The sequence below is a fragment of the Cellulophaga sp. RHA19 genome (assembly GCF_002813425.1).
GTDB lineage: Bacteria > Bacteroidota > Bacteroidia > Flavobacteriales > Flavobacteriaceae > Cellulophaga.
This window is the reverse complement of record NZ_PHUL01000001.1, coordinates 1,564,040-1,588,950: the sequence shown is the minus strand read 5'-3', so window position 1 is coordinate 1,588,950 and position 24,911 is coordinate 1,564,040. Positions and strand designations below refer to the sequence as shown.

Genomic DNA, 24,911 nt, shown 5'->3' with positions numbered 1-24,911 from the left:
TATTATTTTTTTCTGGGCTTTACGTGTGTATTTAATATATGATCTTTTTCATTCTCTACAGCAGGGTGCTTTTTATGTCCCCAAATTTTATCTCTGGCAGCCTTAGCACTTGTTTGTAAATCTACAATAGGCAACGGATAGTCTTCACCTATAATTACACCACAAAATGTTTGCTCCATTAAACTCATTTTCCAGGGCTCGTGAATATAACTTACAGGTACGTTAGCTAATTCTGGAATCCACTTTTTTATAAACAAACCTTCTGGGTCGTGCTCTAGTGAGTTTTTTACTGGGTTGTACAAGCGTACTGTATTAACACCTGTTGTACCAGCTTGCATTTGAAACTGAGGATAATGTATACCAGGCTCATAATCTAAAAATAAACGAGCCAAATGGTACGTACCTTCTCTCCAATCTTGATCTAGATTTAAAGTTAAAAATGAAACTAACATAGCACGCATTCTAAAATTAATCCAACCAGTTTCTGCTACAGCTCGCATACAAGCATCTATTAAAGGATAGCCAGTTGTACCTGTTTTCCAAGCCTTAATGTAATCTTCATTTATAGGGTGTTCTAAAAGCTCATACCCTTTATTTACACAATGAGTCTCATAAGCACATTCTACCTCAAACTTTTGAATAAAATGACAGTGCCAATGTAGCCTTGTTAACATTGCAGAAAACGCATTACTATTTTTTGTGCCATTTGGGTGTGTCCCTATAAACTGAAAAGCTTGCTTTACACTAATATTACCCCAAGCTAAATAAGGAGAAAGCCTACTACAAGACATTCTACTTTCTGTTGGTTTAGAAATATGTTTTTGATACTTAAAACCTCTTTTGGCCGCAAAAGATTTTAAATAACGCCACGCATTAATTTCACCTGCTGGCTGGTACTGTTTTGGGTAAACTTTTAACTTACTTTCTAATTCTCTTGGCAACAAATATTTATGCTCTAAAACCTCTACTTTCTCTGTGTTATTAAATGTATTCTTAATTACAGGTTGGTGCATTGTTTTATGCCATTGCGTACTCCAATCTTGTCTGTTTTTAATACCTCGTAAAATACCGTCTCTTTGGTACTCTTGCCAATTAATATTATTTATTTTACAAATTTGCTTTACCTTTTTATCTCTTTGCCAAGTAGCCAAAACTCCACTTTCTTGATAACTAAAAACATTTTTAATTTCATAAGTATCACTCAAAAAATTAATTGCAGTAACAGCATCAGTATATAACACAGTTACTTTTTTGTTAAATGGCTCTAAAGTATTGTTTAGTGTTTTTATAGAGTGATAAACAAACTGTAAATGCCTTAAACTAGTATCTGGATAATTGATGAATTTTGGCTCAAACAAATAAATAATTATATAAGGAACATTAGCCTGTTCTGCTTTTTGAAAAGGTCTATGATCCTGAGAACGGATGTCTCTTTTTAACCAAACTATATTTATGGTTTGCTTTTTCAAAAACTAAGCTCTTTTTTACATTTTTTCCAGAATGAAAAAAAAGATGGATAGTAACCATTTACAGTAAACATCCAATCTCTTGCATCTTGCTCTCCTTGGTAATGTATTACCGTTGGGTGTTCTTTAAAATAGATTTTTTTTAACTGATGCTCAGCAACTAAATCTGAAAATTCTCCTACGTAGACCTGTATATTACTAATATTATCTTTTGCTAATTTTAGCATAAAATCTATGCTTTTTTTAGATACCGGATACTTTTTAAAATGAGAAGGCTCTAATAACAAAACTCTATTTACAATTTCTTCTTTTCTCCAATTAGGATCTAGATTGTAAAAATTATAAATACAGGTTGGCAATTCCTTATTTAGTTTTATTTGCAGAGGCTTAGGAAGTGTAGTTGTTAAATCTACATCTATGTTTTCTTCTAGTTCTTCAGGTATTTTTAAAGACTCAAAAGCACTATAAGGAACATCTAAAAAAGTATTATTTTGTTCTGTAAAACAATACTTATTAATATTTTCTTGGTTTGCATAATATTTTTTATTGGCATTAGCCCCAGCTACCCATTGCCAACTTAACGCATTACTAGCCCAATCTGCATCTAATAAATTATAGTACATCCATTTGGCAGGTAACAACCAATGGCTTTGCCCTATATTACAAACTAAAGATGCTACATACATACGTAAGTGATTATGCATATACCCAAAATCTTCCAATTTACGTATTGCATCATCTACAGCTATTATCCCTGTATTTGCCTTAACAATTGACTTTGGCATTTGCGTGTTAGACACAGGTGTTTGTGTGTGTTTTAAATCTGTATTAACTTCTTCTCCTTTTGCTATCCAAACCTGTTGCCAATAATCTCTCCACGCTAATTCTTGTATAAACTTTTCAATTTGTGCAGGTGTGTATCCTTTAGCTAAAACCTCTTTTAATACAAATTTAGTAGAAATTACACCTCTAGAAATATAGGGAGACAAATGGGTTACTGCTCCGTTAATATAATTTCTTGTAGATGCATATTTTACAGGATTAACTTGGTTTACGCGTTGGTAAATTTCTTTTATACCTGTAGGGAATACATCTGGTGTATTATTTATTAATGAGCTCATAGCTAGCCTTTATTTATATTTTTTCCCAGATTAGCTCTACGTTTAAATAAAAACTCCCCATATAATTAAAGTTACATTCGTTAGGTTTTATAATAGATAAAAAAGTTTCGTTATTTTCTCTTTTGTATAAATGATAAGTTTGCCCAACAATAGGCTCAAAAGTAAACTTAGCGTCAAAAATTAATTTGTTGTACTCGTATTGCTCTAGCATAGCATCATACTGTGCTTTTAGCTCTAAATACCTTGCCTCTAACTTGTGGTTTACTTTATTAATACTCCTATTTTTCCAGGCTATATTATCTGTAGTGGTAATTACTGGTGCACCAACAGATGTTGCGTATGGCTTAAGTGCCGCATCATACTTTTGGTTTTCTACATTAAAAACTACATTGTCTGGTTTTTTACTCTCCTTCATTTATAATAACCTGTTTATCAATAACTAAAAAAGAATTAAAAAAAGAAATCCTCTTTTACTTTATAAAGATAAGCATTGTATCATAATTTATATACCTAAAAGTGAACTAGCGTTCTTATAAAATTGTTAATTCTACACTCTTGTAATTAGATTTTGGAGCATCACAAACCGAGCATTTATAGTTTTCTGGCAAGTCTGCAAAAGCGGTATTTGGAGAGATATTAAAAGTAGTGTCTCCGTACTCTTCATCATAAACCGTAAAACAAGAAACACATTGGTGTACCGCTTTTACCAGTTGCTCTGCTTTACTGCTATCCTCTGGAGCAACTACATCTGCACGGCCTAGTTGTTTAAAATACTTTTTACTTAACTCCATTAAAAGTCCGGGTAGCTCTATCTTATCTACATCTAATGCATATGCCTTGTAAATATGCGTATTAGGGTCAAAATTTTTAAAATGAAGCACATTATATGTTGGCCTAATTACAAAGTCTTTTGCTATTGTTGGTGTTGTATTTTTTTCTATAATTACTGATGCAAAATGAGATCTTTTACCAGACTCATTACTTAACCCAAAAGTTAAACCGTAAGTACTAATATCATTCTGATTTAAACTCAAAACCAAAAAGTTTTTTAACTCTAAAGCTTCTAAGTCATCTACTGGCAAATGCCAATTCATTTCTAACTGCGAGTGCCTAATATTTATTCCTCTTTGCCCTAAAAAGCGTTCTAAGTTTGGTCTACTTTGTTTTTTAATACCTTTTACTATAAAAGATTTCCAAGGTGTAATACAAATTTTACCTATTCCGTTGTCTAAACAAAAGCCGCAAAACTCTTTTAAAAATTTTAGATCATATTTATTATTTCTCCAATACAACCCAAGCCAATATTGGTCTAGCCCCATACGGTTCATCCCTTCATAATACGGAAAAGTTAAGTATGGCACCTCTAAATCTTTTTCTATACTTTTATTATTTGTGTCTAACTTTTTACTCAGGACAAAAAATAATTCTTCAACATTTTCTACATCTTCATAAATATCTTCAATAGCTTTAGATATAATATTAATATCCCAACTATACACTAATACTGGGTAATAGTCTCCTTTTTTCCAATGTGGCAGTTTTACATTTAAATACCAATAATCTTCACTCTCTGATGCTATAAAATTTAAATTACCACTAAAAATAGGAACCAGACGTTGTTTAGGGTCGGTTATGTTTATTTTTAATTTAGGCAGATAATTAAAACGTTCTAAAATGTATAAAAAAGTAGACCCTTTTAACCAAAAAGTCATATCAAAAATATCTGCACATACATAAGATGACACTATGTTTTGATAAGCTCGTGTACCAACAATATCTGTGTTGTATTCTGATATACGCTCTAACTGTTCTTCTTTGGTATTTTCTAACGGAAATAACAAATCTTGCCTAGAGCCAAAATAAACTTCTTTAAGGCCAGCTGCCTCTAACATTGTTATACTGTCTTTTAATTCTCCTGGAGAGGTAACGCCACCTTTAATTAAAATTCTATGTAAATCATCATTCATAATAAAACTATTAATTTGCTAATTGAAGCTGACTATTTAGTATTTCTTTAATTTCTGGCTTGCAACTACCACAGCCTAAACCTGCTCCTGTTTGCGAGCATAATTTTGCGAAATCTGTACAGCCACCTTGTACTGTTTCTATAATATTTCCTTCTCCAACTTGACTACATGAGCACACTAATTTCCCTTTTAAAGGTACCGAACTAGACGCGCCTCTTAACAGCTCGTTTCGTTTTTCAGATAGCTCTATTTCCTCTTCAATTAAACGTTTAAATTCTGCAAATTCATTTTTATCACCCATTAAAATAGCCCCTTTTAATGTATCATCTTTTACAATACATTTTTTATAAAAACGCTTGCTTACATCCATTAAAATAATTTCTTCATAACTAGAGTCATTTGCTGGAGAGTTTACCATACCTATACTGCACAGGTCTAGATTTTCAAACTTTAAAATATTCATTAAAACAGACCCGTTATAAATGCTACTAAAGTCTCCTAAAATATAATTAGCTGCTATATCTGCTTGCTGTTCTGCTGCGGATGTAATACCAAAAAGTGAATTGTTAAACTCTGCTATTTCACCCAAAGCAAAAATAGAAGAGTTGCTTGTTTGCATATAAGAATTTACCACAACACCACGCCTAGTTTTTAACTTAGTTTGTTTTGCTAACTCTATGTTTGGTCTGGTACCAATGGCGTAAACTATAGCATTACATTTTATAGTTTTTCCTGTTTTTAGGTTCACCAAAATACTATGACTACTTGTCTTTTCATCAAAAACAGTACTTACTTCATTATCAAAATATAAGTTTATATCTCTTTCTAAAACATCTTGTGCCAACAACCTGCTTGCCACATTGTCTAATTGGCGCTCCATTAATCTTGGTGCTCTTTGTATAATACTAATATTTACATTTATCTTTTTTAATGCAGCCGCTAACTCTAAGCCTAAAAGTCCGCCACCTACTATAACCACATGTTGTTCGTTATTAGGCAATCCTGTTTCTTGTAAATACTTTTTCAATTTATCTGCATCTCCACGCTCCCTCATTGTAAATCTGCCTGGTAAGTTTATAGGCACGTCACTAGGCACAAATGCCCTGCTACCAGTTGCCATAATTAACAAATTATAACTATGCGTAACGCCATTAGCATCTACAATTTCTTTAGCTTTATCATTTACATTAATTACTCCAACACCAGAATGCAGGTGCACATTTAATTTTTTTAATTCGCCTTTTTTAAGTTTTTCTAATGCTTGCCAAGACAGCTCATTACTAACATATTCTGGCAACAAAACCCTGTTATAAAACGGATCTTTTTCTTTAGAAAACACGTGCAACTCATCTACTGTATTTTTTTCTCTGTAGGTTTGTATAAACCTGTATGCGGCTGCACCTGCACCTACCACAATTACCTTTTGCTTGGGCTTTACATACTTTTTAACCTCAACGGCACAATATTTAAAATCTGGTTCTTTAGACACAGGATCTACAATATCATTAGTTAAGTTATTAGCCCTACCAAAATCGTTATTTAATATTTTACCCCAATGCATTGGTAAAAAAACCACCTGCTCTCTAATATCAAAATTTATAGTTACCTTAACCTGTACTTCTCCTCTTCTACTTTTAACAACTGCAATATCCCCTTCTTTTAATTTTCTTAAAAAAGCATCTACTTTATTCATTTCTAAATAAGGCGTAGGTATATGAGTTAGTAATCGTTTTACTTTACCTGTTTTTGTTCTAGTGTGCCATTGGTCTCTTACTCTACCTGTATTTAAAATTAAAGGATAGTCTACATTTGTTTCTTCAGATTGATTATATATTTCTGAAGGAGCATTAAAATGTGCTTTGCTATCTGGAGTATTAAAAATAAAGTCGCTAAATAAACGTTGGGTTCCAGGGTGATTGTTATGTGGTACTGGCCATTGAAAACTTCCTTCGTTTTTTAGCCTGTTGTAGGACAAGCCAGAGACATCTATACTTGTGCCTTTTGTTAACAAACAATACTCGTCATAAACCTCACTTGCACTGTTATAATTGAAACCAGAATACCCCATTTCTTGTGCAAAACGCCATAATATTTCTGCATCTGGCAAAGCCTCTCCTGGTGCATCTATAACCTTAGGCAGGTAACTAATTCGTCTTTCAGAATTTGTCATTGTACCTTCTTTCTCTAACCAACCAGCGGCAGGCAAAAGTAAATCTGCAAACTTTGTGGTTTCTGAATTGTGCGATATATCTTGTACTACAACAAAACTTGCTTTTTTTAAGGCACGTTCTACTTTATTTACATTTGGCATACTCACCGCAGGATTGGTACAAATAACCCAAATAGCCTTTAATTTTCCTTCATCTAAAGCGTTAAACATTTCAGTTGCTGTATAACCCGGTTTGGCTTGTATTTCTGTTCCTCCCCAAAAATCTGACACCTCTTTTCTGTGTTCAGGATTATTTAGATCTTTATGTACAGCCAACAAATTTGCCATACCGCCAACCTCACGACCTCCCATTGCATTTGGTTGGCCTGTTAAAGAAAACGGACCAGCACCCGGTTTGCCTATTTGCCCTGTAAGTAGTGATATATTTAGCAGTGCTACATTTTTAGAAACACCAATTACACTTTGGTTGAGCCCCATTGTCCACATACTAATAAAGCCTTTTGCATTACCAATATAAAGCGCTGCTTTTTTTATATCCTCTGCTTTTATTCCGCATTTTTTGGCAGCAGCATTTAGCGTTAGTTGAAAAGCACTTGCTTTGCATTCTTCAAAATTAACGGTGTGTTTTTTTATAAAACTTTTATCTATTTTCTTTTTTTCTATAAGCACACGTGCAATAGCATTAAAAAGAATCACATCTGTACCTGGTAAAATTTGCAAATGCAAATCTGCAGAAGCACAAGTCTGAGTTTTTCTTGGGTCTACTACTATTATTTTTACATTAGGGTTTTCCTCTTTATGCTTTTCTAGACGCCTAAATAGTATTGGATGACACCACGCTGGGTTAGCACCTGCTATTAAAAAACAATCTGCCAACTCTATATCTGCATAGGCAATTGGCACAGAGTCCTCTCCCACAGTTTTTTTGTAACCTACTACAGCAGAACTCATACATAAGCGCGAGTTGGTATCTATGTTATTACTACCAATAAAGCCTTTTATTAATTTATTAGCCAAGTAATATTCTTCTGTTAAGCATTGTCCAGACACATAAAAACCAACACTATTGGGTCCGTGCTTATCTATAATACTTTTAAAAACTGCTGCTGCCCTTTTAAACGCATCATTCCAAGATACTCTTTGTAATGGGTGGTTTCTACTCCAACGCATTTCTGGATACAAAATACGATCTGTAGTATCTTGAGCTACGTAGTTTAAATTTTTCCCTTTAGAACAAAGCATACCTTTATTAACTGGGTACTCCTTATCTCCTTCTACAGTTAAAACTCCTTTAGCATCTTTACTTACTACTATTCCGCAACCTACCCCGCAATAGGAACAAATTGTTTTATGTGATGTATTCTTTTGCATAGCTCTAAATAATAGGTGTAATAACACTATTTTTTTACTATGGAAAGATAGATAATTACGTATAAATACGTAGTGATGATTTCATAATAATAAGGGGAACATTTTGTTATATTTATAAATAAACTACTTAAAAACAACAGCTTAATATAAATTTTAATTTACTTAATACCACTACGGTATGCACTTGGTAAAATACCAACGCTTTTTTTAAAGTATTTTACAAAATAAGAGTCGTCTTCAAAACCCAGACGAAAAGCAATTTCATTACTCTGCAGTGATGTAAATTTTAGCAAACGTTTTGCTTCTAGAATAATGCGCTCTTTTAGTAATTGAGAAGGTGATTTACCTAACAACGTTTTGGTTATACTTGTTAATGTTCTTGAAGAAATATTTAAAATGTCTGCATACGCAGTAATAGATAATCCTTTGTTGTAGTTAACCTCTATAAGATCTTTAAAATTGAACAACTGCCGCTCGTACGTATTGTTAATTCTTAACTTTTTATCATCATTTAAATGATGTACCCTTTCTAAGTTTATTAATAATGATTTTAATAAAAAACGCACAGTATCCTCGTGACCAAACTTTAACTCTTTAGGCAGTTCTTTTTGTATTAATTTAATGTGATGCTCTGCTATTTCTGCTGTTTCTTTATCTATGTGGTAACAAGAGTTTTGTTCTACATTAAAAATAGTATACTTTAAAAATATATCTACATCAGAATGCATAAAAAAACTTTCGTTAAAATGAATTAACCAACCTTCTACCTCCAAATTATCATCAAAAGAATGTATTTGATCTTTATTGGTAAAAAGCACACTATTTTCTTTTATATCATAGGTTTTAAAGTCTATGGTATGCGTACCACCTTCATTAAAAAACCAAATTATTTGATAATAACTATGTGAATGCGGTATTGCTGCTTTTTCAGGATTTTTTTTGCGGTATTCTTTTAAGTCGTACACCTGAAACTGTAGCTTGTTTGGGTACGCCTTATGCAAATGATATTGTTCTATTTTATTAAAATTTTTCAACTATCTAATAATTTTTTAGCTGCTAATTTTCCACTGTAAATAGCTCCATCCATATAGCCTCCATAAACAGGAGATGTTTCTGTTCCCGAAAAAATTAACTTACCATTAAAGTATGTATTGGCAAAAAGAGAATCTCCGTAGGTTGGACTCATATAAATAGACTTAATTGTTTTGCAAGATGTGTTTACGTCTTTAGACCAGTCTTTTTCATAATAAAACGTATAATCTAGTACTTCTTCTCCCAAATATTTAGAAAGATAAGACAGAATTTTGTTTTTACGTTCTTTTGCTGTTAAATCTCGTAATGCTTCATTTACAAAACCCATTAAACTATAATCATTATTATCAGAATTACAATGATCATACAACTCTGTAACCGCACCAACTTGACCTATAATAGTACCTGACAAGCCTTTTTGCTTCCAAAAAGGTTCTTTAAATTTTAGTCCAACTTTTATAGCATTACTCATCCAAGTATGTGTATTTTTCATTGTATCAATTAAGTTAGTCGGTAGTTCTGGAGAAAAATTAATTCTAGAAATTATACGTGGCGGTACAGTTAGCACCACTTTTTCTGCTATATAAGTTTTGTCTTTAGTACTAACTTTTATGTAATTACCTTCTTCTTCAATTTGTAAAACTGTAGCATCTGTTATTATTTTACCTGTAAAACCTTGTGCTAATTTGGTTATTAAAGTACTAGATCCGCCAGAAATTCTAGATGCAGAAGGTGCATCAGGATCACTTTTAAAATAATGAGCCGGAGCCATAGAACTATAAACCAAAACACTATTACCACTAGTATATTGAGGAAATTTATTGATGTTTAATTCCCTCAATATAGCATTTACATTTGTATGGTGACTTTGGAACCAAGTAGCTCCTAAATCTATATGATTTTTAGTAACTATTCTGCCTCCAATTTTGGCTCTGGAATCTAAAACTAAAAAATCTTTTTCTCCAGACTTATGCAATTCATATGCAGATGTTAGCCCAGAAAGTCCGGCACCAATTATAATATATTTAGTAGTATTAATCATTTTTATTTATTCATTAAATGTGTGCCGTGAACAACTGCGGCTCCTGCACGTAATGCTGCTGCAACAAATGTAACTTCTGCTAACTCTTCTTGTGTTGCCCCTGCATTTTCTGCTTGTTTTTTATGTATTTCTAAACAATAAGGACACTGTGTAGTTAATGCTACTGCAACTGCTATCAATTCTTTATACTTTTTTGGTATTACACCATCTGCTAAAGCTGCTTCATCAAAAACCTGAAAAGCTTGCATTGCCGGAGATGCATTTTTACCTAATTTTCCTAATTTCTTAAGGTTGCTCATATCATACATAAGACTATTATATTTAGATTAAAAAATTAATTTCTTCCAGACATTACACCACCATCTGTATCCCAAATAGCACCTGTTACCCATGAAGCACTATCAGACAACAGAAAGTGTATGGTTTTTGCTATATCACTTGGTTGTCCTATTCTTCCTATTGGATGAAAACCATTAAAACCTTTTAATGCTTCGGTTGCCTTATCATTATCTCCAAAAACACTATCATAAACTGGTGTTTGCACTACTGCTGGAGAAACTGCATTTACTCTAATTTTTTTATCTGCAAGCTCCATAGCCAAATGCTGAGTTAAAGAATGTAAACCTGCTTTTTGCATAGAATATGCAGAAGAAGGTGTTGCCTTTACCGCTTGTTTTGCCCACATAGAACCTACGTTTACAATAGAACCGCCACCTGTAGATGCCATTTTTTTAGCTACATTCTGTGTAATAAAAAAGAAACCACGGTTTAAATCTTGGTAAGAGTTATAATCTTCTAAAGTATGATCTAAAAAAGCTTTTGGCCCAAATATACCTGATGCATTTACCAAATAATCTAGATTATCCCAACCACCAATTGTTGTGTTTAAACTATCTATTTCTGATGAATTTGTAATATCTACTTTGTGACAAAATAAATCTTCAGGTGCCTCTTTTTTAAATGCATCCAATTTATTTTGGTTTGTACCTACTACGTGTACTTCTACCCCTTCTTGTAATAATTTTTCTGCAGTTGCTCTTCCAATTCCACTACTACCTCCAATAATTAAAGCTCTTTTTTTCATTTTGTTTTGTATTAAATTAATATACGCACAAAACTATGTAGCTTTTAATATCTAATATGGTAGCTTATAGAAAGAGAATGGTAATTTTAGGAAACTAATATAAAAGCGTATTATTTATACTCTTAAACAAGATTATACTGTTGTGCTTTTTTAGACAAGTCTATAAGGTTTTTAACTTCCATTTTACGCATTAAATTAAACCTATGCGTTTCTACAGTACGTTTACTATTTTCTAGTTTTTCTGAAATCTGCTTATTTGTTAAACCTGCTAGCACAAGCTCTAATACCTGAAGTTCTTTACTGGTAAGATCAAAAGGATTATTGGTTTTTGTTGTCTTTGATGCTTCAGAAATAGATTTATTACCATGAAGCAAATTATTTACCAAGACATTAGATATGTCTCCACTAAAATATTTTCCTCCTTGTTGCACAGTGTGTATTGCTTTTATAAACTCTACTTTACCTGTATCTTTTAGTAAATAACCGTTTGCACCTGCATTTACAGATTTAAGAATATATTCCTCTGAGTCATGCATAGACAAAATAATGGTTTTGGTAGTTGTTCCTTTTTTATTTAAAACATCTACTGCATCTATACCATTCATAATTGGCATTCTAATATCTATAATTAAAAGATCTGGTTTTTTTTCTTCTACAATAGCTATAGCTTCTTCCCCATTAGCCACCTCTGCTACTACAACTAAATCTTTTTCTTCTTCTAGTAAAGAACGTATTCCGTCCCTTACTAAAGAATGATCATCTGCCAATACAATACTTATAGTACTACTCATTCATCTAAATATTTACACAAATATAATTTAAAAATACGTAGTTACATACGTAATATACTTAGGCAATACTATAAAAAAAGTCGCTACATAATACTGCAGCGACTGGGGAATGGCTATAAAATTGATTGTTATTTTGTTGTATTTAAAAATTTTGGTTTGATGGTTAGCATTGCCCAAGCCCAATTTTGACCTCCGGCAGAAGCATCTTCAGTAGTTTCTTTTAATTCATACATACCATCATTTGCAAACATTTGTGAATATCCTATTGCCAAGCCGTAGCCCTTAAACTTTTTAGAAAAAACTAGATCTATTTCTGTCCCTAAAGATTTTTCTCCGCTTGGCAATTCTTGCTCGCCACTAAAGTTTAATGCCTTAACCATAAGATTAGACGTTTCATTTAATTTAAAATTTGCGCTTAAATGTACATCTAAAAGTCCAACAGAATTAGCGTGGTTGCCTACATAAAAATAATCCATAAAGCCATTAAATTTATGATTGGTTCCGTACAACGGAAAAAATGCTCCTGTTTCACCTGCATCTGCATCATTACCACTAATAAGCTCTATACCTGCCCCTAAAGTAATTTTATCTGATGTTTTTAAACTAAGATCTAAACTTGCCAAATAAGCACCTTTTACATCTACTTCTCCTTGTCTTTCTCCTGTTTGTAAAAAAAGATTACTACTAACACCTAGTTTTCCTTTTTTATACTCTAAGTGTGTGCCAAGAGTTAACAAACTACTAGTACCATCTGCCGTAACACCATCATCTTCATACTCCTGAAAACCATTATTTAGCACTAACAAACTACCTGAAAAAGTGTCCCAATTTTGTTTTAAATATAAGTACTGCATTGTTTTATAAGAAAAGAAACCCGTTGTACTATATTCCGTTCCTATAGATGAAAAACCAGATAAATTTGCTTTATCTTGATTAAATGCTAAACCTACATCTAATAAAAATTTGTCTTTTTTATATTTTAACAATGCTGCATCATGGTTACGTGCTTGCTGTGCCCAACCAACAGAACCTAAAATTCTTTGATCATCATAATCTAATGTTTGCCTACCTATTTTTGTAGAAAAACCTTCTCCTAAAGTTAGTTCTCCCCAAGCTTCAAAAACAGCAAAAGAATTATTAGTATCTGCAGGTAAAAGTTGCCTATTTTCTCCCCACGTCATTACATCTTGCAAACTTAAATATACCTTGTAAGATTCATCTGCGTACCCAAAATTTACACGTGCTCTAGTAGATATACCAAAACCTGCATCTGCATCTTCTGCAATTGGACTTCCGTATCCGTGACGGTATTCGGTTCTTGGCCTAAACTCGCCATCTATTTTAAACTGTGCTATGGTATAATTAGAAATTAGACATACCAGACCTATTAAAAAATGTATTTTTTTCATTTTCCCTTAAGTTTATATTATTTATTTTTTCTGATAATAGAACTAATATTATTTATCTGCTACCTGTAGTCTAGCAGACACTTTCTCTTCTGATGATGCAAATTTGATAGCTAAGGACAGTAATGCTGCTACCAAAATACAACCACCAATAACAAAATAACCAGATGAAACTGCTGAAGCAGAAGCCACAGTTTGTGCCGCTTTTATAGCCTCTTCCCCCAACTCATTGTTAGATGATATTGCTGCGCTTTCTGCTACTGCAGACTTAGACTTTAATAGCATTGCTGCTAAAAATGCACCTACATTACCACCTGCACCTACAATACCTGAGATAGACCCAATTGCCTTTTTATTTATAAACGGTACAACAGAAAATGTAGCTCCTTCTGCCATTTGTACTGTTAAGCTAAATGCTATTAAAAACAACATCCCTACTGCTATACTTGTTGTCATTGAAAAGAAAGATAACATTAATCCCTCTGCAGCTAAAATAACAGCCAAGAAAATAACACGACCACGTAAGCCTTTAGAGTTACCAAATTTATCACCAAAATAACCACCTAATGTTCGGGCAAAAATGTTCATTAAAGCAAAAGACAAAACCAAGTTACCGGCAAAAGACCTTTCTAAACCAAATCTATTTTGCAAATAATCATCCATAGTGCCATACACCGTAAGTTCTATTCCAAAGCAAGCAGCATAAACAAAAAATAAAATCCAAACCCTATAATCTTTTAAAACACTAGCAAAAGATGCTTCGTCCTTTTTAAGAACAGGCATTTCACCTCTTTCTTTTAATTCTGAAAAATTACCCTCTGGAGTATCTTTTGTAAAGAAATAATATACCAATCCCATTAAAAAACATAGTACACCAGCAATAACCATAGAGTAACGCCAGGCAATTTCATCTGCAACACCAAAACTTACAACTGCTGCAGCAATTAAAGGCATTCCCAAACGGTTAGCTCCACCTCCTAGATTTCCCCAACCTGCAGAAGTAGCATTTGCCGTACCTACAATATTTGGCGCAAACATAATAGAAGTATGAAACTGCGTAATTACAAATGAAGCTCCTATAAAACCAATAAGCAACCTACAAATTAAAAACTGTAATGGTGTTTGTACAAAACCAAGCAATATTACTGGTATTGCTCCTAATACTAGTAAGTAGGTATAGCACAATCGTGGACCATATTTATCACATAATTTACCTATTGCTAAACGTGCAAATACAGTTCCTGAAACCGCTAAAATAATAGAATTCCATTTTTGAGAAGGAGTTAATCCTAAATCTCTAACCACATCTGGCATAAAAGGAACTATACCAAACCAAGCAAAAAAACAAAGAAAAAAAGCCAGTGAGGTAATCCAAAAAGTTTTCATTTGAATACTTTTAAAATCTCGTAGATTTAATTTTGTAGCCTTGTTAGATGTCTTGTTTATCATATCATATTATTTTAGAAGGTTATATAGTGAACTATTTACACTTCAAAAATAAGTATTAATACGTATAAGTACGTAGGTGTAAATAAAAACAATACACAGAATACGTATTTTTATTAAAATGATAGAATTTGTATTTATAAAAAATCAAAATGAAAAAAAAGAAATATTAAAATGTAGAATTTGACATTTTTAAAGAAATTTAAAAACAAACAACAAGCTAAAACACAATGTATTAGTTCAATAAAAGGTAAAAAAATGACTAAATTATTTAATAACTACGTAGTTACTCATATATAATTTTACATCCCTGAGTTAAGTACACGCTGTAACTCTTCTTCAAAAAAAGAAGGATGCTCCGCTACCACATCACCAATAACTATAATACCAGGGAGCGCAGTATTAATATCTTTATTAACTGTTTTATAATTTAATAAAGTACCTGTTATACAGGTTTCTTTATCTAAAGTTCCGTTCTGTATTATAGCAAAAGGTGTTGTTTTACTCCTGTATTTTAAAATCTCTTTTGTAATTTCTCTAAACTTACGTACACCCATTAATATTACAAGTGTTGCTGATGATTTTGCTGCCAATTTAAGATCTTGAGAGAACGACCCATCCTTTTTTGTAGCTGTCATTACCCAAAAACTACTACTTATACCTCTACGAGTTACTGGTATACCTTGACTTGCTGGTACAGCAATAGCACTACTTACACCAGGGACAACTGTAACAGGTATACCAAAAGACTCTACGTATTCTATTTCTTCACTTGCTCTACCAAACACAAACGGATCACCACCTTTTAAACGTACTACGTGCCCATATGTATATGCACTTTCTACTATAAGCTTATTAATATCATCTTGCAATAAAGAATGTTCTCCGCAACGCTTACCTACGTATATTTTTGGTATATCTGCATCTATTTCATTTAGTAATTCTTTACTTACCAATGCATCATACAAAACTACAGATGCCTGCTGCAAAACCTTAAAGCCTCTACGTGTTATAAGATCACTACTACCAGGGCCTGCGCCAACTAAACTAACTTTTGGCATACTTGCTAACATCATAATATACAATTATTAAAGTGAAAAATTATTAATACAACAACAAAACTACGTATTTATTTCGATAAAATCAGACAATAAATACGTAATAATACGTAATTTTGCTAAGTAATCTGATAAACACGTACGTATGAAAACCGTAATTGTAGTAGGAAATGGAATGGTAGGCTATAAGTTTTGCGAAAAATTTGTGGCCAAAGAAACAAATAAAGATTTTAAGCTTATTGTTTTTGGCGATGAGCCAAGACCTGCTTATGACCGTGTACATTTAAGTGAGTTTTTTGAAAACCAAGATGCAAAGGCATTAGAAATGGCTCCTGCAGAATGGTATACTGAAAACGGAATAGAATTAATGGTTAATGAACGTGTTACAGATATTAATCGTGATGAAAAAACAATTACAACCGCTAACAACCGTGATTTTTCTTATGATTATCTTGTACTAGCCACAGGATCATCTGCATTTGTACCTCCTATTAAAGGTGTAGAAAAAAAAGGGGTTTTTGTATACCGAACTATTGAAGACTTAGAAGGTATGCTAGCTTATGCAGCTCTACTTAAAACAAAAAATCCTAATGCAAAAGCTGCAGTTCTTGGAGGCGGACTTTTAGGTCTTGAAGCCGGTAAAGCCGTTATGGATATGGGTTTAGAGCCACACATTGTAGAGTTTGCTCCTAAATTAATGCCAAGACAGTTAGACTCTAGAAGCAGTCAGGTTCTTCAACTAAAATTAGAATCTATAGGTTTACATATTCACCTTAGTAAAGCAACAAATCAAATATTAGGAGACAAAGCTATTACTGGAATGGAATTTGGAGAAGATGACGTACTGGATGTAGAAATGCTAATTATTTCTGCCGGTATACGTCCGCGAGATGAACTAGGAAAATCTAGCGGCTTAAAAATGGGTGTGCGTGGCGGCATTGTAGTAGATAACAAAATGCAAACCTCTGATGAAAATATTTATGCCATTGGAGAAATTGCCTTATACAACCAAATGATTTATGGTTTGGTTGCTCCTGGTTATGAAATGGCTACTGTTGCTGTTGACCAGATTACAGGAAATTTAGAAAACCAAATGGCAGATGAGATTGATATGTCTACCAAACTAAAATTAATTGGTGTTGATGTTGCTAGCTTTGGAGAGCCTTTTATGCCTGCTACAAAAGGACATTCTGTGATTTTTGAAAACAAAACACAACATTTATACAAAAGAATTAATGTAAGTCTTGATGGCAAAAAATTACTTGGCGGAATTTTAGTTGGTGATGCTACAGATTATAGTATGCTACATCAAATATATTTAAATGGTATGCCTATTCCTTCAGATCCATCACAGTTAATATTGCCTGCTGGTGATGGCGCTGCTTCTTTTGGTAGTGCTATGGATTTACCAGATACTGCTGTTGTTTGTTCTTGCGAAGCCGTAACTAAAGGGCAGGTTTGTTGCTCGGTAAAAGATGATGGCAATGAAACTGTAAAAGATGTTGCTAAAGCAACCAAAGCAACTACCGGTTGTGGTGGCTGTAAACCTATGGTGACAGATTTAGTAAATGAAACTTTAAAATCTCTAGGTAAAGTAGTTAAGGAACGTATTTGTGAGCATTTTGATTACTCTAGGCAAGAGCTGTATGACATTGTTAAAATGAAACACATTAAAGATTATGATGAACTGCTAGACACTCACGGTAAAGGAAATGGCTGCGAAGTTTGCAAACCGTTAGCAGCATCATTATTTGCTAGTATATTTAATGAAACAGCAAACAAACAAGATACAATACAAGACACCAATGATAGGTATTTGGCAAACATTCAGCGTAACGGAACCTATTCTGTTGTGCCACGTGTTGCCGGCGGAGAAATATCTCCAAAACAAATGATTGCTATGGGCAGAATTGCTCAAAAATATGATTTATATACCAAAATTACAGGCGGACAACGTATAGATATGTTTGGAGCACAATTACACGAGCTACCTCTTATTTGGGAAGAATTAATTGCCGAAGGCTTTGAAACCGGACAAGCTTATGGAAAATCTTTACGTACCGTAAAAAGCTGCGTTGGCTCTACATGGTGCAGATATGGGATGGATGAAAGTGTGAGTTTTGCAATAGAAATAGAAAACAGATACAAAGGCATAAGGTCTCCTCATAAATTTAAAGGTGGTGTATCTGGCTGTATTAGAGAATGCGCAGAAGCTCGTGGTAAAGATTTTGGCTTTATTGCTGTAGAAGGAGGTTGGAATGTATACATAGCAGGAAATGGTGGTGCAACTCCAAAACACGCCTTGTTATTAGCCGAAAAAGTAGATAAAGAAACTGCTATAAAGTATGTAGACAGATTTTTAATGTATTACATACAAACAGCCCAACCACTAATGCGTACTGCTGCTTGGTTAGATAAACTAGAAGGCGGTATAGACTATGTAAAAGATGTTGTTATAAACGACTGTTTAGGTATTGTAGACCAATTAGACGTAGAAATGCAGAGATTGGTTGATACTTATAAATGCGAATGGAAAGAAGCTATTGAAACCCCTGAAATAAGAGCTAAATACACACACTTTGTAAACTCTACCGAGGAAGATGAAAATATAGAATTTGTATCATTAAGAGATCAAAAAATGCCGGCTCCTTGGGTATAATAGAATATGTTTAATTAAAATAATTAAAGATGATAACTTCAATTTTAAAAGAATACTCATTAACAGCTTTAGAACAAGTAACAACCTGGTACAAAGCTGCAGAAATTACTAAGTTCCCTAAAAATGGTGGTGCCTGCGTAAAATATAAAAATAAACAAATTGCTGTTTTTAATTTTACAAGAGAAGGTAAATGGTACGCCTGCCAAAATTTATGTCCGCATAAAATGGAAATGGTACTTTCTAGAGGTATGATTGGTGAAGATATGGGAACACCTAAAGTGGCTTGTCCCCTGCATAAAAACACATTTTCTCTAGAAACCGGAGAAAATTTAAACGGCACTTTAGATGCTATTGCAACTTATCCTATAAAAATTGAAGATGGTTTTGTGTATATTGGGTTTTCTGAATAGCTTTGAAACAAACCTTACCACATATGGCAACAACAAATAAACTAAAACAAGCTTTTGATCTTTTTGATAAAGCAAACAACCAAGACCCAAATAAAGAATTATACCAAGGTAAGGAGTACGCAAAAGAAGTACTATACGCAATACGTATGACAAACAAACTAAACTCTTTTGCTCCAAATGCATCAGAAGTATTACAGTTAACTGCTCGTTGCCAACACATTTGCAGATGGGAAATACCAAGAGATTCTTATGAAATGAACAGGACTGGATATTTGACATGGAGACAAGACCTTAAAAAATATCATGCAAAAAAAGCAAGTTCAATTTTAGAATCTGTTGGTTATGACCAAGAAACAATTAGTAAAGTTGCTTTTTTACTTGAGAAGAAACAGTTAAAAAAGAATGAAGAAACACAGACCTTAGAAGATGTTATTTGCCTGGTATTTTTAGAGTTTTATTTTGAGCCATTTGCTAAAAAATACTCAGAAGAAAAACTTATTGATATTTTGCAAAAAACGTGGCGCAAAATGTCCAATTTGGGCCAAGATGCAGCTTTAAAGCTACCTTTATCAAAAGCATCTTTAGAACTAGTAGGCAAAGCATTATCTTAAAAATGCTTACAATAAGCTACTAATATGAGCGGTAATAAATTAGAAAAATCTTTAGACACCACCACATTTCTTAGAATAAGAAAATGGTACCTACTAGCATTGTTAGCTATTGCTTTTTCTATTGTTTTTTCTCAGGTTTTAGTACAAATGCATTTAAATTCTCAGTTAGATGATTCTCGCGTTATAAATGTTGCAGGTAGGCAACGTGCTTACAGTCAAAAATTAGTAAAAGATATTCTATTGCTAAATAGATACACATCTAATGAAGAAAAAAAACAAATTTTACATAATACAAAAAACACCTTAGATGTTTGGCGCATATCGCACAATGCGCTTCAGTTTGGTAATGACTCTATGGGTTTACCTAAAGAAGAGAATAAAGAAATACTAGCTCTATTAAAAAAAATTACACCACACCATACCGCTATGATGAGTGCTGCAAATAACACCATTCATCTTAAAAGCAACAATATAAGAGATAGCATAAGTTTAGAAAAAGATATAACTATTCTACTTAAAAACGAACGCATATTTTTAAATTTGATGGATACTATTGTAAATAAATATGATAGTATAAGTAAAACTCAACTTCAAAAATTAAAACAAAAAGAGCATATACTAGTTGCACTTTCCTTACTAATTCTTCTTTTAGAAATTTTATTTGTTTTTAGACCATTATCTATTCAAATTAGAAATAGTATTGCTAAGCTTTTAAAAGGAAAAATAGAATCTGAGGAAAACACTGCTAAAATAGAGGAACTATATCAAGAAAAAGAAAACTCGTTACAAGAGCTACAAGAATTAAATTTTGTTATAGATAATGCAGCTTTATTTGCTAGCACTAAAAATAATGAAAGCGTAGTTTTTATCAGTAAAAAATTTCAAGAACTTTTAGGTTGTTCTACTCAAGACTTATCTAAACCATTGTCTGAGATACTAACAACAAACGAAGGCCAACAAGAATACCTTAAAGAAGTTTTAAAAAATAGCAGAAAAAACATTAGAACTGAAGAAATAAAAATAAAGACTAAAAAAGAACAGGATGTTTGGTTAGATATGTCTATTATTCCACTTCATCAATCGTCTAAAAAACAAAGTGTTTTAATTTTATGTTCTGATATTACAGAACGAATAGAAAATCAGCAAAAATTAGAGCAATTAACAAAGCAAAATTTTGAAGATAAAATACTTCAAAGAAAACTACAAGCTAGTCAAATTGTAGAGGGACAAGAAGAAGAGCGCAAACGTATTGCAAAAGACATACACGACGGAATTGGTCAAATGCTTACTGCTCTTAAATTTAACATAGAATCTATTAACTTAGAGAATAAAGAAAAAACAGAGGAGAAGATAGCATATTTAAAAACGCTATGCTCAGACCTAATAAAAGGCGTTCGTACTGCTACGTTTAACCTTACTCCTCCTGAGTTAAAAGATCATGGTATTTTTCCTGCTCTGCAAAAAATGACAATAGAATTAGCTAAACTAACTGGAAAAAATATTCTTTTTGAAAATAAGACCGATAAAAACATTAGGTTTTCTTCCTTAGCAGAAACTAATATTTATAGAGTAACACAAGAGGCTATAAATAACGCTATTAAGTATGCAGATGCCAACTATATTTTACTTAGTATTAATTATGACCAAAATATACTAAGCATTTTAATTGATGATGATGGTAAAGGTTTTGATGATACTATTTTGCACAAGACACCAAAAAACAATAGTGAGGGCGGTATGGGGCTTTTTTATATGAAAGAACGCATAAACTATATAAACGGAAGACTATTTATTAACTCTACTCCAGGAAAAGGAACTAGGGTTACCATAAATTACAAGCCCGAAAGAAATATAAAACAACCATAAAACCAACGCTATGAAAATAAGAATTAGAGGAAATTCTATTAGATACAGACTTACTAAGAGTGAAGTAGAAGCATTTTGCAAAACAGGTTCTTTTGCTCAAGAAACAGAGTTTGGATCAACTTTATTTTCATATAGAATACACGCAAAAAAGGATATAACAAATCTAGAAACCGATTACACTAATAACACTATAACCATATACGTTCCTAAAGATTACACAACCAATTGGTTTAGTAGTAACACTGTTGGTTTTAGTCATAATTTTATCACTAAAAACGGTAAAGAAATTTTTATTTTAGTTGAAAAAGATTTTGTTTGTATGGATGAAACTGTAGAAGACCAGACAGACAACTACCCCAATCCTAATGCTTAACAGTATTTAAAATAAAAAAAGAGTGCCCTCAGGACACTCTTTTTAACTAACCAACTAAATACTTATTATAGTAATTAATTTTCTTTATCTTCTTCAAACTCTGTTTCTGCAACTCCAGTTTTAGCTGTGTTTAAATCTCTAAACTTTAAGCTTGGTTTTTTTCCATCAAAATCAAAAACTAAAATCTCTTTAGACTGCATAAAGTCTAGACTTTTAAAGCTATTGAATTTATTATTTTGTAATTGTAATACTTGTAGGTTTACCAGTTGTCCAAATTCTTGTGGTATATCTCCCATTAACTGGTTGTTAGCAATTACAAGCTCTCTAAGCTCTACTAAGTTCCCTAATTCTTTTGGGATAAAACCAACCAAATTATTTTCAAAAAGCCCTAAACTTTCTAATTTAGATAAGCTTCCTAACTCATCAGGTATAATACCTGAAAGTTTGTTACTAGACACATTAAATACTTTTAATTTTTTTAATTTACCAACGCTTTTAGGAATTTCTCCTTTCATTAGGTTATTAAATAGTACAATACTCTCTAAATTAGCTAAATCTCCTATTTTAGAAGGTATTTCACCTGTTAGTAAATTCATCTCTAAATGAACATTTCTCAACTCTTTTAACTTAGTAATAGTCACAGGTATTTCTCCGCTGATTTTATTAAACGCTAAGTTTAAATCTTGCAAACTTTTAAGCTTATAAATTGTTTGTGGCAAAGTTCCCTCCAAGTTGTTTCTAAATAAATTTAGCCCAACAACTTTATTGTCTTCTACTTTAACACCTTTCCAGGTAGAAACTGGTTTATCTAAATTCCACTGAGTTGTCCATTGACTTCCGTTTGTAGCATTGTACAAGTCTATAAGCACTGCTTTTTCTTTAGAAGATATTTGCCCCACAACTGTTTGTAGTGCTACTGCTAAAAAAGCTATGATTGTGTAAGTAAAATTCTTATTCATATCTATACTGATTATCAAAGTATTGCGATACAAATAGAAGCTAATTATAGATAACTGGCAAAATTATTAGATGAACTACAAGCGGTTAGCGTGTTTTTGTTGTGAAACACGCATTTTCTGTGGTTTAGCAAAATAGCCTACAAAACCCTACATTACTTACAAATCTTCTAAATTTAAGGTTAGCTCTTCCCAAGTAGACATTAGTTCTTTTAATTTTTTCTTTTTTGCCTCGTATTTATCAAAAAAATCTGGTTCTGCAATTGTAGCTTCATACTCCAATAAAAGCTTCTGATCTATCTTTTTTATGTCGCTCTCCAAAGTAGAAATTTCACTTTCTACATTACTTAGTTTATTTTTAAGGGACTTTATTTTTTTCTGATCTTTATAGTCTACTTTTTTATCTTCTTCTTTTTTTACAGCTTGCTTAACCTTAGTCTTTTTTTCAATAGCTCTAAAATTTTCAGCTTTACGTTGGTCTAAGTAATAGTCTATATCTCCTAAATATTCTCTTATTTTTTGATCTTTAAACTCGTAAACTTTATTAGTTAAACCTTGTAAAAAATCTCTATCGTGTGATACAAGTATTAGTGTACCCTCAAAATTTTGTAATGCTTGTTTTAAAACGTTTTTAGACTTTATATCTAAATGGTTGGTAGGTTCATCCATTACCAATACGTTTAATGGTTGTAGTAACATTTTAGCCAAAGCTAAACGGTTACGCTCACCACCAGACAATACTCTTACATACTTATCTACATCATCTCCCCTAAATAAAAACGATCCTAAAATATCTCTAACCTTACTACGGTTAGTTTCGTTAGCAGCATCTATCATTGTATCTAAAATAGTTTTTGTACCATCTAAATACTCTGCTTGGTTTTGAGCAAAATATCCTATTTGTACATTGTGCCCTAATTTTAAGTGACCGCTATACTCTAACTCACCCACCATAATTTTTGCTAAAGTAGATTTTCCTTGTCCGTTTTGACCAACAAAGGCTGTTTTACTATCGCGTTCTATTAATAAATCTATATTATTTAAAACTTTTTTATCGCCATAGTTTTTAGATAAATCTTCAATCTCTGCTATAATTTTACCTGGATTTATAGATATAGGAAAACGTAAATTCATTACGCTATTATCATCCTCATCTACCTCTATCCTATCAATCTTATCTAACTTTTTAATTAAAGATTGCGCCATAGTTGCCTTAGATGCTTTTGCTCTAAATTTCTCTATCAGCTTTTCTGTTTGCTGTATTTGCTTTTCTTGGTTTTTTTGCGCGCTTAATTGCTGTGTTTTAAGCTCGTTACGCTGAACCAAGTATTCTGAATACGGTTTATTGTAATCGTATATTCTACCTAAAGATATTTCTATGGTTCTGTTGGTAACATTATCTAAAAACATTTTATCATGCGATACAATTACTACAGCACCAGAATATCCTTTTAAAAACTGCTCTAACCAAATAATAGATTCTATATCTAAGTGGTTGGTAGGCTCATCCAGCAGCAGCACATCGTTAGTTTGTAATAGTAGTTTTGCCAACTCTATACGCATACGCCAGCCTCCAGAAAATGTCTCCGTTTTTTTATCAAAATCTGCTCTACTAAAACCTAAACCTTGTAAAACTTTTTCTGTTTCTCCTTGGTAATTGTAACCTCCTAAAATTTCATAATGATGCGTAATATCATTTAAATCTATAATAAGCTGACTGTAACTATCACTTTCGTAGTCTGTACGTTCTGCTAATTGATGATTAATTTCATCTAACTTTAACTCTAAAGCTTTAATTTCTTCAAACGCTTGGTAAGATTCTTCTAAAACAGATCTTCCTTCTACAAAATCTATATCTTGTTTTAAAAAGCCAATTTTTACATCTTTATCTGCTGCAATTGTACCACTATCTATTGGCATTTCTTTAGACAATAGTTTTAATAAGGTAGACTTACCTGCACCATTTTTTCCTATAAGTCCAACACGGTTTCCTGGGTTTAACCTAAAAGAAATTTCTTCAAATAAAAATTCTCCTCCAAAAGAGACAGATAAATTGTGAATATTAAGCATAAAATGTGACTA

20 protein-coding genes are annotated in these 24,911 nt (G+C 32.5%); 5 read left to right on the top strand and 15 right to left on the bottom strand.

Annotation, left to right across the window (positions count from 1 at the left end; translation table 11 throughout):
* Window positions 1–2 precede the first annotated feature (2 nt).
* From AX016_RS07085 to cobA, 13 genes are all read right to left on the bottom strand, one after another.
* Window positions 3–1,469: a cryptochrome/deoxyribodipyrimidine photo-lyase family protein gene (locus tag AX016_RS07085; protein WP_100894951.1), complete on the bottom strand. Its 1,467-nt coding sequence runs from the start codon at window positions 1,467–1,469 to the stop codon at window positions 3–5.
* Window positions 1,466–2,587 carry an FAD-binding domain-containing protein gene (locus tag AX016_RS07080; protein WP_100894950.1) on the bottom strand — a complete coding sequence of 374 codons (1,122 nt, stop codon included), beginning with the start codon at window positions 2,585–2,587 and terminating at the stop codon, window positions 1,466–1,468. The genes AX016_RS07085 and AX016_RS07080 overlap by 4 nt, the downstream gene beginning before the upstream one ends.
* Window positions 2,588–2,600: 13 nt before the next feature.
* Complete coding sequence (locus tag AX016_RS07075; protein ID WP_100894949.1) at window positions 2,601–3,002, bottom strand: DUF2452 domain-containing protein; 402 nt, start codon at window positions 3,000–3,002, stop codon at window positions 2,601–2,603.
* 115 nt (window positions 3,003–3,117) lie between these two features.
* Window positions 3,118–4,554: a rubredoxin gene (locus AX016_RS07070; protein WP_100894948.1), complete on the bottom strand. Its 1,437-nt coding sequence runs from the start codon at window positions 4,552–4,554 to the stop codon at window positions 3,118–3,120.
* 10 nt (window positions 4,555–4,564) lie between these two features.
* On the bottom strand, window positions 4,565–8,095 hold the full coding sequence (locus AX016_RS07065) for a nitrate reductase (protein WP_100896819.1): 3,531 nt from the start codon (window positions 8,093–8,095) through the stop codon (window positions 4,565–4,567).
* A 158-nt stretch (window positions 8,096–8,253) separates the two neighbouring features.
* Window positions 8,254–9,129, bottom strand: coding sequence for an AraC family transcriptional regulator (locus AX016_RS07060; protein WP_100894947.1), 876 nt, complete (start codon window positions 9,127–9,129; stop codon window positions 8,254–8,256).
* The gene (locus AX016_RS07055; protein ID WP_100894946.1) at window positions 9,126–10,169 is read right to left on the bottom strand and encodes a flavin monoamine oxidase family protein; all 1,044 of its coding nucleotides are present in this window, start codon (window positions 10,167–10,169) and stop codon (window positions 9,126–9,128) included. The genes AX016_RS07060 and AX016_RS07055 overlap by 4 nt, the downstream gene beginning before the upstream one ends.
* A 2-nt stretch (window positions 10,170–10,171) precedes the next feature.
* Window positions 10,172–10,468 carry a carboxymuconolactone decarboxylase family protein gene (locus AX016_RS07050; protein ID WP_232732605.1) on the bottom strand — a complete coding sequence of 99 codons (297 nt, stop codon included), beginning with the start codon at window positions 10,466–10,468 and terminating at the stop codon, window positions 10,172–10,174.
* Between the two features lie 35 nt (window positions 10,469–10,503).
* Window positions 10,504–11,253, bottom strand: coding sequence for an SDR family NAD(P)-dependent oxidoreductase (locus AX016_RS07045; protein WP_100894944.1), 750 nt, complete (start codon window positions 11,251–11,253; stop codon window positions 10,504–10,506).
* Between the two features lie 122 nt (window positions 11,254–11,375).
* A complete protein-coding gene (locus tag AX016_RS07040) occupies window positions 11,376–12,044 on the bottom strand; it encodes a response regulator transcription factor (protein WP_100894943.1) in 669 nt (222 codons plus the stop codon).
* A 128-nt stretch (window positions 12,045–12,172) separates the two neighbouring features.
* A complete protein-coding gene (locus AX016_RS07035) occupies window positions 12,173–13,453 on the bottom strand; it encodes an alginate export family protein (protein ID WP_100894942.1) in 1,281 nt (426 codons plus the stop codon).
* 48 nt (window positions 13,454–13,501) lie between these two features.
* Window positions 13,502–14,899: an MFS transporter gene (locus tag AX016_RS07030; RefSeq protein ID WP_100894941.1), complete on the bottom strand. Its 1,398-nt coding sequence runs from the start codon at window positions 14,897–14,899 to the stop codon at window positions 13,502–13,504.
* Window positions 14,900–15,198: 299 nt separating this feature from the next.
* Window positions 15,199–15,969 (bottom strand): uroporphyrinogen-III C-methyltransferase, encoded by a 771-nt coding sequence (gene cobA, locus AX016_RS07025; protein WP_100896818.1) that lies wholly within the window; start codon window positions 15,967–15,969, stop codon window positions 15,199–15,201.
* A 130-nt stretch (window positions 15,970–16,099) separates the two neighbouring features.
* Here cobA and nirB point away from each other — a divergent pair, with 130 nt between their 5' ends.
* From nirB to AX016_RS07000, 5 genes are read left to right on the top strand one after another with little or no spacing between them, the layout of a single operon-like run.
* Window positions 16,100–18,613 carry a nitrite reductase large subunit NirB gene (gene nirB / locus AX016_RS07020; protein ID WP_100894940.1) on the top strand — a complete coding sequence of 838 codons (2,514 nt, stop codon included), beginning with the start codon at window positions 16,100–16,102 and terminating at the stop codon, window positions 18,611–18,613.
* Between the two features lie 29 nt (window positions 18,614–18,642).
* Window positions 18,643–19,023: a nitrite reductase small subunit NirD gene (nirD, locus tag AX016_RS07015; RefSeq protein WP_198519411.1), complete on the top strand. Its 381-nt coding sequence runs from the start codon at window positions 18,643–18,645 to the stop codon at window positions 19,021–19,023.
* A gap of 23 nt (window positions 19,024–19,046) precedes the next feature.
* The gene (locus tag AX016_RS07010; protein WP_100896816.1) at window positions 19,047–19,634 is read left to right on the top strand and encodes a DUF4202 domain-containing protein; all 588 of its coding nucleotides are present in this window, start codon (window positions 19,047–19,049) and stop codon (window positions 19,632–19,634) included.
* 24 nt (window positions 19,635–19,658) lie between these two features.
* Entirely contained in the window at window positions 19,659–21,500 is a 1,842-nt protein-coding gene (locus tag AX016_RS07005; protein WP_100894939.1) for a sensor histidine kinase, read from the top strand.
* A 10-nt stretch (window positions 21,501–21,510) separates the two neighbouring features.
* Window positions 21,511–21,873, top strand: a complete 363-nt coding sequence (locus tag AX016_RS07000) for a DUF7009 family protein (protein WP_100894938.1) — start codon at window positions 21,511–21,513, stop codon at window positions 21,871–21,873.
* A gap of 74 nt (window positions 21,874–21,947) precedes the next feature.
* On the opposite strand, the gene AX016_RS06995 is transcribed toward AX016_RS07000, so the two are convergent.
* Window positions 21,948–22,832 carry a leucine-rich repeat domain-containing protein gene (locus AX016_RS06995; RefSeq protein ID WP_100894937.1) on the bottom strand — a complete coding sequence of 295 codons (885 nt, stop codon included), beginning with the start codon at window positions 22,830–22,832 and terminating at the stop codon, window positions 21,948–21,950.
* Between the two features lie 156 nt (window positions 22,833–22,988).
* Window positions 22,989–24,899: an ABC-F family ATP-binding cassette domain-containing protein gene (locus tag AX016_RS06990; protein ID WP_100894936.1), complete on the bottom strand. Its 1,911-nt coding sequence runs from the start codon at window positions 24,897–24,899 to the stop codon at window positions 22,989–22,991.
* Window positions 24,900–24,911: the final 12 nt, after the last annotated feature.

Excerpts from the sequence above, each read along its gene's own strand:
- AX016_RS07080 (WP_100894950.1), bottom strand. The coding sequence starts at position 2,587 with ATGAGCTCATTAATAAATAATACACCAGATGTATTCCCTACAGGTATA.
- AX016_RS07075 (WP_100894949.1), bottom strand. The coding sequence starts at position 3,002 with ATGAAGGAGAGTAAAAAACCAGACAATGTAGTTTTTAATGTAGAAAAC.
- AX016_RS07070 (WP_100894948.1), bottom strand. The coding sequence starts at position 4,554 with ATGAATGATGATTTACATAGAATTTTAATTAAAGGTGGCGTTACCTCT.
- AX016_RS07065 (WP_100896819.1), bottom strand. The coding sequence starts at position 8,095 with ATGCAAAAGAATACATCACATAAAACAATTTGTTCCTATTGCGGGGTA.
- AX016_RS07055 (WP_100894946.1), bottom strand. The coding sequence starts at position 10,169 with ATGATTAATACTACTAAATATATTATAATTGGTGCCGGACTTTCTGGG.
- AX016_RS07050 (WP_232732605.1), bottom strand. The coding sequence starts at position 10,468 with ATGAGCAACCTTAAGAAATTAGGAAAATTAGGTAAAAATGCATCTCCG.
- AX016_RS07045 (WP_100894944.1), bottom strand. The coding sequence starts at position 11,253 with ATGAAAAAAAGAGCTTTAATTATTGGAGGTAGTAGTGGAATTGGAAGA.
- AX016_RS07040 (WP_100894943.1), bottom strand. The coding sequence starts at position 12,044 with ATGAGTAGTACTATAAGTATTGTATTGGCAGATGATCATTCTTTAGTA.
- AX016_RS07035 (WP_100894942.1), bottom strand. The coding sequence starts at position 13,453 with ATGAAAAAAATACATTTTTTAATAGGTCTGGTATGTCTAATTTCTAAT.
- AX016_RS07030 (WP_100894941.1), bottom strand. The coding sequence starts at position 14,899 with ATGATAAACAAGACATCTAACAAGGCTACAAAATTAAATCTACGAGAT.
- cobA (WP_100896818.1), bottom strand. The coding sequence starts at position 15,969 with ATGTTAGCAAGTATGCCAAAAGTTAGTTTAGTTGGCGCAGGCCCTGGT.
- nirB (WP_100894940.1), top strand. The coding sequence starts at position 16,100 with ATGAAAACCGTAATTGTAGTAGGAAATGGAATGGTAGGCTATAAGTTT.
- nirD (WP_198519411.1), top strand. The coding sequence starts at position 18,643 with ATGATAACTTCAATTTTAAAAGAATACTCATTAACAGCTTTAGAACAA.
- AX016_RS07010 (WP_100896816.1), top strand. The coding sequence starts at position 19,047 with ATGGCAACAACAAATAAACTAAAACAAGCTTTTGATCTTTTTGATAAA.
- AX016_RS07005 (WP_100894939.1), top strand. The coding sequence starts at position 19,659 with ATGAGCGGTAATAAATTAGAAAAATCTTTAGACACCACCACATTTCTT.
- AX016_RS07000 (WP_100894938.1), top strand. The coding sequence starts at position 21,511 with ATGAAAATAAGAATTAGAGGAAATTCTATTAGATACAGACTTACTAAG.
- AX016_RS06995 (WP_100894937.1), bottom strand. The coding sequence starts at position 22,832 with ATGAATAAGAATTTTACTTACACAATCATAGCTTTTTTAGCAGTAGCA.
- AX016_RS06990 (WP_100894936.1), bottom strand. The coding sequence starts at position 24,899 with ATGCTTAATATTCACAATTTATCTGTCTCTTTTGGAGGAGAATTTTTA.